Annotated in this window: 11 protein-coding genes and 1 tRNA gene; 10 read left to right on the top strand and 2 right to left on the bottom strand. The window is 66.9% G+C overall.

Annotated features, from left to right (window positions below; genetic code table 11):
- Positions 1-35 precede the first annotated feature (35 nt).
- Together ACFWFP_RS00865 and ACFWFP_RS00870 are read right to left on the bottom strand one after the other, a co-directional pair.
- Entirely contained in the window at positions 36-1,337 is a 1,302-nt protein-coding gene (locus tag ACFWFP_RS00865; RefSeq protein ID WP_379292459.1) for a D-arabinono-1,4-lactone oxidase, read from the bottom strand.
- A 57-nt stretch (positions 1,338-1,394) separates the two neighbouring features.
- Positions 1,395-2,072: a TetR/AcrR family transcriptional regulator gene (locus ACFWFP_RS00870; RefSeq protein ID WP_379292460.1), complete on the bottom strand. Its 678-nt coding sequence runs from the start codon at positions 2,070-2,072 to the stop codon at positions 1,395-1,397.
- 129 nt (positions 2,073-2,201) lie between these two features.
- On the opposite strand from ACFWFP_RS00870, the gene ACFWFP_RS00875 reads away from it, so the two are divergent.
- The 10 genes from ACFWFP_RS00875 (at position 2,202) to ACFWFP_RS00920 (ending at position 10,862) form a co-directional block, all read left to right on the top strand.
- On the top strand, positions 2,202-3,695 hold the full coding sequence (locus ACFWFP_RS00875) for an MFS transporter (RefSeq protein ID WP_379292461.1): 1,494 nt from the start codon (positions 2,202-2,204) through the stop codon (positions 3,693-3,695).
- Positions 3,696-3,866: 171 nt separating this feature from the next.
- Positions 3,867-4,283 (top strand): fluoride efflux transporter FluC, encoded by a 417-nt coding sequence (locus tag ACFWFP_RS00880; protein WP_379292462.1) that lies wholly within the window; start codon positions 3,867-3,869, stop codon positions 4,281-4,283.
- 64 nt (positions 4,284-4,347) lie between these two features.
- Positions 4,348-4,710 carry a fluoride efflux transporter CrcB gene (gene crcB, locus ACFWFP_RS00885; RefSeq protein WP_379292463.1) on the top strand — a complete coding sequence of 121 codons (363 nt, stop codon included), beginning with the start codon at positions 4,348-4,350 and terminating at the stop codon, positions 4,708-4,710.
- A gap of 47 nt (positions 4,711-4,757) precedes the next feature.
- On the top strand, positions 4,758-6,395 hold the full coding sequence (gene pgm / locus ACFWFP_RS00890) for a phosphoglucomutase (alpha-D-glucose-1,6-bisphosphate-dependent) (protein WP_379292464.1): 1,638 nt from the start codon (positions 4,758-4,760) through the stop codon (positions 6,393-6,395).
- Positions 6,392-7,723, top strand: coding sequence for an MFS transporter (locus ACFWFP_RS00895; RefSeq protein ID WP_379292465.1), 1,332 nt, complete (start codon positions 6,392-6,394; stop codon positions 7,721-7,723). Before pgm ends, ACFWFP_RS00895 begins: the two co-directional genes overlap by 4 nt.
- Positions 7,724-7,788: 65 nt before the next feature.
- Complete coding sequence (locus ACFWFP_RS00900) at positions 7,789-8,529, top strand: DsbA family protein (protein WP_379292466.1); 741 nt, start codon at positions 7,789-7,791, stop codon at positions 8,527-8,529.
- Between the two features lie 181 nt (positions 8,530-8,710).
- Positions 8,711-8,783 (top strand) — tRNA-Ala (locus tag ACFWFP_RS00905).
- A 116-nt stretch (positions 8,784-8,899) separates the two neighbouring features.
- A complete protein-coding gene (locus ACFWFP_RS00910) occupies positions 8,900-9,499 on the top strand; it encodes a Uma2 family endonuclease (protein WP_379292468.1) in 600 nt (199 codons plus the stop codon).
- A gap of 73 nt (positions 9,500-9,572) precedes the next feature.
- Complete coding sequence (locus ACFWFP_RS00915) at positions 9,573-10,406, top strand: DUF6585 family protein (RefSeq protein ID WP_379292469.1); 834 nt, start codon at positions 9,573-9,575, stop codon at positions 10,404-10,406.
- Between the two features lie 141 nt (positions 10,407-10,547).
- A complete protein-coding gene (locus ACFWFP_RS00920; protein ID WP_379292470.1) occupies positions 10,548-10,862 on the top strand; it encodes a WXG100 family type VII secretion target in 315 nt (104 codons plus the stop codon).
- Positions 10,863-10,864: the final 2 nt, after the last annotated feature.

The following is a 10,864-nucleotide window of genomic DNA, read 5'->3' on the forward strand; positions in this document are numbered from 1 at the left end:
CCTGTTGTCCGAGTTGTGTCCGCACCGCCTCGGCGTCAGTCGAGTGAACCGAGTACCCGGTGCACGTAGTCGTTGGCGAATACCCCGGTGGGGTCGAAACGGCGTCGCACCGCGGTGAAGCGGTCCCAGTCGGGATAGCGCGAGCGCAGTGTTTCGGCGGTCTGGAAGTGGCGTTTGCCCCAGTGTGGCCTGCCGTCGTAGGCGTCGAAGACCGCCTCGCAGGCGCGGAAGTACGGTTCCCACACCATGCCCTGGTACTGGTGCACCGCGATGTAGCAGGTGTCGCGTCCGCCCGCGGGGGACAGGAAGGCGTCGTCGGGCGCGACCCAGCGCACCTCGATCGGCATCGGTGTGCCGAATCGTCTTCCCAGTGCGAGGATCTCGCGAATCGCCTCGGCCGCGTGCGCGCGCGGGATCGCGTATTCCATCTCGTTGAACTTCACCAGCCGCGGGGTGGAGAACACGCGGTAGGAACGGTCGACCTGCCGGTTGTTGCTCCCGGCGAGCGTGGCCGCGCGGTGAATCATGGGGATGGCGGCGGGAATTCGCCGACCCAGCTTGCACATGCCGTCGTAGACATGGTTGGCGATCAGGATGTCGTTGATCCACTCGCTCAACGCGGCGCGCGGCTGTTCGGGCGCCTCGGTGCGATCGATGGCCTTGGTCATCGCGGTGGCGCTGTGCGGGAACGCGAAGAACTCGAAATGATCACTGCCGTCGGCGAATTCGTCGATGTCGGCGAGCACCTCGTCCAGCGGCACCGGCCGCTCGACGCACTCGAGTACGAACGACGGCTCGAGTTGCAGGGTGGCCGCGGTGACGACGCCGAGCGCGCCGACGCTGACCCGCGCCGCCTTCCAGCCGTCGGCGTCGGTCTGCTCGTTGAGCTCCACCCGGGTGCCGTCCGCGCGCAGTACCTCCACCGAGTGCAGTGCCGCGGAGATGTTGCGCAGGCGGGAGCCGGTGCCGTGGGTGGCGGTGGCGGTCGCGCCCGCGAGGCTCTGGGTATCGATGTCGCCGAGATTGGGGAAGGCCAGGCCGTGCCCGTGGAGCAGCGGGCTCGCCGCGTGCAGCGAGATCCCGGCCTCCACCCGCACGCGTCCGGTGGCGGAGTCGACGTCGAGAACCCTGTCCAGACCGCTGAGGTCGATCAGTGTGCCGTCGGTGAGCACGGCGTCGGTGAACGAATGGCCCGACCCGGCGACGCGCACGGTTCGCCCCGCGGCGGCCGATTCGATCACTATCGCGGCCAGTTCCTCGACGTCGCGCGGCGCGGCGACGACAGCGGGTGTGCAGCTCTGCTGGCCTGCCCAGTTCACCCAGGTGCTCTTGGTCATGTGTCCAACAGTAGAGGATGCACTGTGACGCGCGCTACTGGTCGGGTGGGTTTCGGCTCAGCGACGACGGCCGAGGCAGCCGGCGGCCTTGGCCTGCTCGACCTCCTCGTTGGTCATCGGCGCAACCAGCAGTGGCCTGCGCGGCACCGCGTCGGTGCGGACGCCGTTGAGCGCGATGGCCATATACCGTTGCCACACTTCGGAATTGATCGGCGCCGCGAACTCCGCGAGGGAATTGACCATGTGGATCAGGGCGAAGAAGTCGGTGGTCGCGATGTCGGGGTCCACCGCGCCCGCCGCGCGCGCACGATCGATGATGCCCGCGACCGCCGGTTGGATCCGGTCGCGCAACTCGGCGAAACGGGCCGGATCTTCCTCGAGTTCGAGCATGACCTCGCCGAAACCGCGGTTGGTCGCCAGGTGTTTGCACGCACTCTCGAAGAACTCGACGAGCGCGAGCCAGGCGTCCGGGTTGCTCATGGCCGCGTCGGCCGCGTCGGCGAAGTCCTTCACGTGCTGGTCGAAGACCTCGGCGATGAGTTCCTTCTTGTTCGCGAAGCGCCGGTACACCGTGCCGACGCCGACTCCGGCGCGCTCGGCGACGTCGTCGAGGGTGATCTCGAGGCCGTGATCGGCGAATAGCTCACGGGCGGCCGCGACGATGCGTTGCTGATTGCGCGCGGCGTCGGCGCGCAGTCTGCGGGGTGGTGTGGCAGTCGTCGTGGCGTGATTCACAAGTACATCCTATCAATCCAGGGATTAAGTGGAGGTCGTTTCTCCGTTACTCTGGTAGCTTCGAATGAAGCGGAGGCGGTATCTCCGATTATGCCACCAGAAACCACCCGCAGACCTACTAGGGGAGTTATGACCACCACACTCGACACCGGGCTCGAGAGCCCCGCGGATACCGGTCGCCGCGGCTCGCACGCCCTGCGCTGGTGGGTGCTTGCCGTACTCGGCATCGCCCAGCTGATGGTCGTGCTCGATGCGACGATCGTCAATATCGCACTGCCCGCGGCGCAGGCAGACCTCGGCTTCGGCGACGGTGACCGGCAATGGGTCATCACCGGCTACGCCCTCGCCTTCGGCAGCCTCCTGCTGCTCGGCGGCAGGCTCAGCGACCTGTTCGGTCGCCGCAACACCTTCATCGTCGGCCTGGTCGGCTTCGCGGTCGCGTCGGCCATCGGCGGTGCGGCCACCAGCTTCGAGATGCTCGTCGCGGCCCGCGTCGGCCAGGGTGTGTTCGGTGCTTTGCTCGCGCCCGCCGCGCTGTCGCTGCTCACGGTCACCTTCACCGAACCAGGTGAGCGGTCCAAGGCGTTCGGCATCTTCGGCGCCGTCGCCGGTGCCGGTGGTGCGATCGGCCTGCTGCTCGGTGGCGTGCTCACCGAGTGGGCGTCGTGGCGCTGGGCGATGTATGTCAACCTGATCTTCGCCGCCGTCGCGTTGATCGGTGCCGTGCTGTTGCTGGCCAAGCACACGTCGGCCTCGCGTCCCAAGCTCGACTGGTACGGCACGATCACCGTCACCGCCGCGCTGTTCGGCATCGTCTACGGCTTCTCGCACGCCGAGTCCAACGGCTGGAGCGACCCGACCACGCTGGCCTTCCTGATCGGTGGCGCCGTGCTGCTCGCGGCCTTCGTCTGGATCGAGACCAAGGTCGCGCATCCGTTGCTGCCGCTGCGCATCGTGGCCGACCGCACCCGTGGCGCGTCGTACCTGACCGTGTTCGTCATGGGCATCGGCATGTTCGCGATCTTCTTGTTCCTCACCTTCTACATGCAGCTGACCCTGGCGTACACCCCGATCGTCACCGGTCTGGCCTTCCTGCCGATGGTGGCGGGCATGGTGGTCTCCTCGACCACCGCGCCGTCGCTGCTGCTGCCGAAGATCGGCCCCAAGATCGTCATCAGCGGTGGATTCCTGGTCGCTGCCGCCGGCATGCTGTGGCTCACCCAGATCGGTCTGGACTCGGGCTACGTCACCCATATCCTGCCCGCGCTGGTACTGCTCGGCCTCGGCCTCGGTGGTGCGATGTCGGTCGCGTTCCAGGGCTCGACGGCAGGTGTGCAGCACGAGGACGCCGGCGTCGCCTCGGCGATGGTCAACACCAGCCAGCAGGTCGGTGGGTCCATCGGCACCGCGCTGCTCAGCACCATCGCGGCCTCGGCGATGACCGATTACGTGTCCTCGCACCAGCCGGGCCCGCTCACGATGGCGCAGGGTGCGATCGAGAGCTACACCACCAGCTTCTGGTGGGCGACGGCCACTTTCGTGCTCGGCGCGATCGTGATCGCGGCGATCATGCCGAACACGGTGCCCGCCCCGGCCGAAGGCGAGCCGGTGCTGGCGCACTGATCCCGGACAACTGAACGACGATGGCCCGAACCGACAATCGGTTCGGGCCATCGTCGTTCGCCGGTGGGCTGCTGAAAGTTTGCTACGGGCGCACCGCTCGCCCGGGTGTCGGTGGGTCTCGATACGATGAGCGACGACCACCACACGGATCGGCCGACGGGAGGGCAACGCATGGCAGCGCGGCCCCCGGCGCTCGATCCGGCCGTCCTCGCGGCGATCTCGGTGGGTGGCGGGCTCGGTGCCACCGCTCGTTTCGGCGTCGCGCACTGGTGGCCGGTCCTCCCGGGCCGATTCCCGTGGTCGACGTTCACGGTGAATGTGCTCGGCTGCTTCGCGATCGGGGTGCTGATGGTCGTGGTCACCGAACTGTGGGAAGCACCGAAACTCGTGCGGCCGTTCCTGGGAATCGGTGTGCTGGGGGGCTTCACGACTTTCTCCACCTATAGCCTCGAGATTCGTAGACTCATCGGCACCGGTGCGACGGGCACGGCGCTCGCCTATCTCGGCCTGTCGGTGCTCGCGGCACTCGGTGCTGTGGCAGTCGCCATGAGCGTGACCCGCTGGGTCGCGCGGCGGGGGTTCGCGTGAGTTCGACGACGGAAGGGGGCCATCCGATGGTCGAGATGTGGGCTCCCACAGGGGGAGGCGCGGCATGACGGTGGCGCTGGTGATGGCCGGTGGCATGCTGGGGGCACCCGCCCGGTACCTGATCGACCGGCAGATGTCGGCGTGGTTTCCGACTGGGCTGCCGTGGGGGACACTAACCGTTAACATTGTCGGTTCGGCGTTGCTCGGGGGTCTGATCGGCGCGAGTGCGGGCAGTGCGCTGCTGGCATTCGCGGCAACCGGCTTCTGTGGTGCGCTGACCACGTTCAGCACGTTCGGCTACGAGACGGTCCGTCTGGTAACCGAGGGCGCCTACGTGTACGCCGTGGGCAATGTCGCGATCAGCGTCGCGGCGAGCCTGGCCGCGGTGTACGCCGCCGCGTCCCTGACCCAGTGGTTGTGCGCATGATTCTCATGACCAGCCGCGCGCAGCCGACACGGAAGGGAACACCCACCATGGCCCACGATCGCGCCGGACGGCCCGCCCGCCCGACCGACCTGGTGGATATCGCTCACCTGGTCACCGCGTACTACAGCCTCGTCCCCGATCCGGACGAGCCGAGCCAGCAGGTGGTGTTCGGCACCTCGGGTCACCGTGGGTCCAGCGAGGACGGCGCGTTCAACGAGGCCCACATCATGGCGATAACGCAGGCGATCGTCGAATACCGCGCCACCCGTGACATCACCGGCCCGGTCTACCTCGCGCGCGACACCCATGCCCTGTCCGAACCCGCCTGGACCACCGCGCTCGAGGTCCTGGCGGGCAACGATGTCACTGCGGTGATCGACGCCCGCGGCCGCTACACCCCCACGCCCGCACTGAGCCACGCTGTCCTGAACCACAATCGCGGCGGAACCAAGCACCAGGCCGACGGCATCGTGGTGACCCCCTCGCACAACCCGCCGCGCGACGGCGGCTTCAAATACAACCCGCCGCACGGCGGCCCCGCCGACACCAAGGCCACCGACGCCATCGCCGCCCGCGCCAACGAACTGCTGCGCGGCGGCCTGGCCGGGGTCAAACGGGTCTCGTTCGATCAGGCGATGAACACCCACGTCCAGCGCTACGACTACCTGGACCAGTACGTCGGCGACCTGCCGAACGCGTTGAACCTGGACGCGATTCGTGGCGCGGGCATCCGGATGGGCGCCGACCCGATGGGCGGCGCGAGCGTGGACTACTGGGAGGAGATCGGCCAGCGGTTCGACCTCGAGCTCGAAGTGGTCAATCCGTTCGTCGATCCCACCTGGCGTTTCATGACCCTCGACAGCGACGGTCAGATCCGGATGGACCCGTCCTCACGCCATGCCATGGCGGCCCTGGTCGGCATCAAGGACGACTACGACATCTCCACCGGCAACGACGCCGACGCCGACCGGCACGGCATCGTCACCCCCGACGGTGGCCTGATGAACCCGAACCACTTCCTCGCCGTCGCGATCGAATACCTGGTCGCGAACCGGATGTGGTGGGACGCGCTCACCAAGATCGGCAAGACCGTCGTCACCTCGTCCATGGTCGACCGCGTGGTCGGCGTGCTCGGCCGTGATGTGTACGAGGTGCCGGTCGGGTTCAAGTGGTTCGTGCCCGGATTGTTCAGTGGCAGTTTGGCTTTCGGCGGTGAGGAGAGCGCGGGCGCGTCGTTCCTGCGGATGGACGGCACCGTGTGGACCACCGACAAGGACGGCATCCTGCTCGCCCTGCTCGCCGCCGAGATCGCCGCCGTCACCGGCCAGACCCCGTCGGCCAGGTACGGCGAACTCGAACGCCAATACGGCAGCCCCGCCTACGCGCGGATCGATGCCGCCGCCACCGGTGAGCAGAAAGCCAAGCTCGCGCGGCTGACTCCCGAGGCCGTCTCCGGCACCGAGATCGCGGGCGAGGAGATCACCGGCATCCTCACCACCGCGCGCGGCAACGGCGCGCCGCTGGGTGGGCTGAAGGTGACCACGGAGAACGCCTGGTTCGCCGCACGTCCCTCGGGCACCGAGGACAAATACAAGATCTACGCCGAGTCGTTCCTCGGCCCCGAGCATCTCACCCAGGTACAGGCCGCGGCCGAGGAGATGGTGAACCAGGCGCTGATCGAGTGAGCGCTCCGGCCAAAGTCCGGCTACCGGCCGAGATCTGGGTACTGATCGCCGCGGCCTTCGTGATCGCGCTCGGGTTCGGTCTCGTCGCGCCCGTACTGCCGCAGTACGCTCGCGAATTCGGGGTGGGCATCGCGGCGGCGTCGGCGATCGTGAGCGCGTTCGCGTTGATGCGGTTGCTGTTCGCGCCCGCCAGCGGCCGGCTCGTGCAGAAGCTGGGCGAGCGGCGGGTGTATCTGGCGGGCATCGTGATCGTGGCGCTGTCGACCGGGGCGTGCGCGCTGGCGCAAACGTATTGGCAACTGCTGGTGCTGCGTTCGCTCGGTGGCATCGGGTCCACGATGTTCACGGTGTCGTCGATGGCGCTGATCATCCGGGTGTCACCGCCCGCCGCGCGCGGCCGGGTTTCGGGGGTCTACTCGACCAGTTTTCTGATCGGGTCGTTGCTCGGGCCGCTGGTCGGCAGCAGTTTGGCCGGTTTCGGGCTGCGTGCGCCATTCCTCATCTACATGGCCGCGCTGCTCGTGGTGTGTGTGATCGTGTTCGCCGGGCTGCGCGAATCGCCGGTGCTCGCGCCCGAGAGCGGCGCGAAGCCGGTCGAATTCACCTTCCGTCAAGGGTGGGCCGAGCCCGCTTATCGGGCGGTGCTGCTGTCGAGTTTCGCCGGCGGCATCGCGGTGTTCGGTGTGCGGATGGCCTTTGTCCCGTTGCTGGTCGTGGAAACGCTGCACCAGGAAGTCGGCATGGCCGGTGTCGCGCTCACGGTCTTCGCCGCGGGCAACGCGGCCGTGTTGTTCGCCTCGGGCAGGCTCTCCGACCGGCTCGGCCGGAAACCGTTCCTGATCGCCGGGTCCGTCATCTGCGCGCTCGGCACCGGCGCGCTCGGTTACGCGCCGACGCTGCCGTGGTTCTTCGTCGCGTCGTTCATCGCGGGCCTGGGTTCGGGGATGTTCAGTCCGGTGCAGCAGGCGGCGCTGGCCGATGTGATCGGGTCGCGGGCCCGCGGCGGTCCGGTGCTGGCCGCGTTTCAGATGTCGGCCGATCTGGGCACCGTGCTCGGCCCGATCGTGATCGGCTGGTTGGCCGAACGCACGTCGTTCGGGGTGGGTATGGCAGTCACCGGTGCGGTGCTGGCGGTGTCGGCGGCAGTGTGGGTGTTCACGCCCGAGCCCTCGCAGATCAAGCACCCCGAAGATCCGGAACACCCCGATCACGCGGGCGACGGCATCGACCCGCAATGCGCCTGCGATGGCAGCCCCGACGGTAAGCCGGTGGTGCGTGACGGCATGGTTCCCGCCGGTCGACCCAGCGATTACCACAAGCCGCAGTAGCAGGTCAGCGCCATTTCGGTGTGCCCGCGCGGCGCGCCGCCGGCGACTCGAGGCAGAGTGGACGGGTGAGCACAGCCGGTTCTTCGCACAATCCGCGCCCTGTTTCCAGCAACACCACCTATGCGCTGGCCGCGGTGGCGGTCGTCCTCATCGGATTGATCGTGTTCGCTGCCTACAAGTGGAGCGCGGAACCGCCGCCCGCCGTCCGCAACGAGGGCTACGGTCCCGTTCGCGAGGCCGCCGTGCAGGTCAGCACGACCCCCGAGGGTGTCATCCGGCTCGGGCGTCCCGACGCCACCGAGACCATCGACATCTTCGAGGACCCCATCTGCCCCGCCTGCGGCGCGATGGAAACCGCCTACGGCCAGGAACTGGCCCAGAAGATCGACGAAGGCAAGCTCGCGGTGAACTACCACCTCGTCACCTTCCTCGACCCCCAGTCCAAGAGCAAGGACTACTCCACCCGCGCGACAGCCGCGAATCTCTGTGTCGCCCAAACGGGTTCGGGGCCCGTCTACAGCAAGTTCCACGAAACCCTGTTCACGAAGAAGCAGCCCGCCGAAGGCGGCTCCGACCTGAGCAACCCCGCCCTGGCCACCATCGCCACCGAATCCGGCGCCCCCGAATCCGTCGCCGCCTGCATCAACAACAGCACCCAGTCCGACGCCGCCAAGGCCGCCGCCGCGAAGAACCTCGCCGACCTCGACGCCCGCACCGGCAACAAGGCCGCCACCCCCGCGATCTACGACGGCACCACCAAGATCAACTGGCAGGACGAGAACTGGGTCGTGAACCTGGCCCCCTGAGCCCCCGCGTGAGGTTCGGCACATTCTACCCCTGACCAGCCGATCCTTCCCGCCCCACAGGCCACTGCACCCCCGCCCGTAACCCCACATTTTCGCCGTCTACCAGCCGATTTGTTCTCTCTCAGAGGCATGGTGTAACTTCATTCAGGCAGCAGCGAGAGCCGCTGAAACAACTGAACACGGGGCTATGGCGCAGCTGGTAGCGCACCACACTGGCAGTGTGGGGGTCAGGGGTTCGAGTCCCCTTAGCTCCACCCAACAGCAAAGGTCCGGCTTTCGAGCCGGGCCTTTGCTGTTTAGCGGCTTATCGCCTACGTCTGGCAGAGGCAGCTGGGTCCGCTGTGAATCTCGGCCTGCAATGATGGGTGGTATGAGCACCCCTGACCAGCATCGTGACCAGCGATTGACCGCCGCGGAATTCATGGATGGTGCTGCGGACGGGCTGGGCGACATCGAGATCGTCGATGGTCGGGTCGTGCAGGTGATGGCGCAGAGCCCGCTGCACAGCCGGGTGGTTCGGCGACTTGCTGGGCTGCTCGAGGCGGGGCGGCGGGACGGCGGGCCCTGCATGGTCGTTGACTCCGACGTCGCCGTACGCTTCGCTGATGCCGAATCGTCTGCCACCGATCGGCGTTTGAATATTCGCTACCCCGATGTCTGGATCCGCGACTGTGAGCTGTATGACGTCAACTCTGTGCGCGACCACTTGTTGCTGGTCGTCGAGGTGACCTCGGAGTCGACGATCGACGCCGACATCACCGACAAGCGGATCCAATACGCGGCCGCGGGGATTCCGCGCTACCTCATCGTCCGACTCGATCAAAAGGAAGAACGGATCGAGGAAATCGAGGAATATCGCCTCGATTGGTCGGGGCGCCGCTACCGAGTGCACACCGTCCACCGCAGGGTTCTGCTCCTCGACGAACCGGTGGAAGTGACCATCCCGTTCGACATTCTCGAACAAGCCTGACGAGGCTTCCCCACACGTCAAAGTTTCGTCAAGGACGGGCGTCGGAGCGGGTGGGCGCGGGCAGGCTGTGGGCATGATCGGCGAGCAGGAATACGGTGGACAGCGCGAGGTTGTGACGGGGCATCCGGACAGGGAATTCGGGGTTCGCGGTGCCGCCGCGCGGGCGGATCTGGGGCGGCATCGCGCGACTTATCTCGCGGTGGAACCGAGTACGCGCCGACTCGTCATCGAGGCGGTCGGTGTTCTTTTCTTCGCGGTGGTGACTGTGATCGGGTTCGCGACGGGAGCGGACATCCTCGCCATTCTCGGACTCGCGATCATGGGGGTGGTCGGTGGTCGGTTGCTGTTCGATCTGCTGCGGTCGGGGTATGTCATCATCCGCAACCGCACAGCGCGACTGGATCTGTACGAGTATGGACTCATCGTGATCGTGCGGGGGACGCCACGGATCATTCGCTACGACACCACCACGCTGAAGCGCAGTATCGTCCAGCTGGTCAATAATCCAGCACCGGAACAGGTTTCGCATTCCTACACTCTCACGGACTCCGTTGGTGATCTGATTGTGTTGCGGCACACGATCGCGCATCCGGCGGAATGGGGTCCGGCGATCGACAGTGCCGTGACGGCCGCGCAATTGCCTCGGTCGATCGAGGTTCTCGGCGCGGGTGGACGGCTCGACTTCGAACACTTCTGGATGACGTCCACGCGGATCGGTGCGGGGAAGCGATCGGCCGCATGGTTGCAGGTGACCGATGTCGAGGTGAGTAGGGGGTGGGTGCGCATCCATGTGGCCGGGCAGTCCGCACCGCTGGAATCGCTTCCGGTGAGCCTGATTCCGAACTTCACGGTATTTCTGAGGCTGGCCGAGCGGATACGAGCGGGGTGCGGCCCGCTGCCGTCGTAGCGCGTATCAGCGTTGCGTCAAGACGAGATCAATTGCACCGCAGTGCATATCAAGGATGCGTCAATTCTCGGCAGCGAGTCTTTCCGGCCCTGCGGGCCGGTGCCATCGTATGGGATCGGTTCATCGGTGGAAGGGTGCGGCGTGGTATCGAAAGTTGGCGTAACCCCGGAGCAATTGCGTGGTGCGGCAGGGAAAATGGGTGATCTGCGCGATCGGATGAACACGATCCTCACCACCTTGGAGTCCTCGCTGGACGCCAAGGGCGCGGCCTGGGGCGGTGACGGTTACGGCGCCACCTTCGCGGACGGTGACCAGGGTTATGTCGCGGCGCGGGAGAACCTCACCGAGGGCATCGGCAATACCGCCAAGACCTTCGACTCGTACTCCGACGGGCAGTACAAGGCCGCGGGCATCCTGGCTCGCACCGAACAGCGGTCGACAGAGTCGTTCCGGTAACG

This window comes from Nocardia sp. NPDC060249, assembly GCF_042728755.1.
Taxonomy (GTDB): Bacteria; Actinomycetota; Actinomycetes; order Mycobacteriales; family Mycobacteriaceae; genus Nocardia.